This is a genomic window from Methylobacterium sp. WL116 (assembly GCF_008039455.1).
In the GTDB taxonomy this organism is placed as follows: Bacteria; Pseudomonadota; Alphaproteobacteria; order Rhizobiales; family Beijerinckiaceae; genus Methylobacterium.
In genome coordinates, this window is record NZ_VRUV01001075.1 from 1 (window position 1) to 593 (window position 593).

Consider the following 593-nt stretch of genomic DNA (forward strand, 5'->3'; position numbering starts at 1 on the left):
GTACGCGGCGGCGCGCGCGGCCGGATCGTCGGACCGCGCGAGCCTCGGAGCGGTGGTCGACGCCCTGGCCGACGAGACCGCGTCGCCGAAGCCCCGATGAGGCCGGACCATGCGGGCCGGGCGCGCCCGTTGGGGGTAGGCACGCCCGGCCCGACGGTCGGCCGGCATCCGGACCGAGAGGCCGGACGACGGGCCATCATCGCGCCCGCGTATTTCCCAAGCATGTCCGTTCGCCGCGGGGGCATCGGCGCAACACGGACCGCCCGGGTTCTGTTATCTCCCCCGACGCATCGGCGCCCCTCAACGACCCGGTTCCCATGAGCATCCTGAAAGACATCTTCGGCCGCCTGACCCAGGCGGTGACCGCCTATGCCGGCGACAAGGCACTGATGCTGGCGGCGGTCTCGGCCGCCGCCAACGTCATCGTCGCCGACGGGGAGGTGGCCGGCACCGAGTTCGAGACGGCGCTGGCCGGCCTCAGGGCCAACCCGATCCTCGAGAAGGGCTACGACACCCTGATGCTGGAGGCCGAGCTCTACGACGGGATCGCCCGCGCCCGGACGCGGGCGTGGCCCCAGACGTCCTCGTTGAGG

1 pseudogene is annotated in these 593 nt (G+C 72.8%); it reads left to right on the plus strand.

Annotation, left to right across the window (positions count from 1 at the left end):
• Positions 1 to 317 precede the first annotated feature (317 nt).
• Positions 318 to 593, plus strand: a pseudogene (locus FV223_RS29470) (Tellurite resistance protein TerB); the annotation flags it as partial.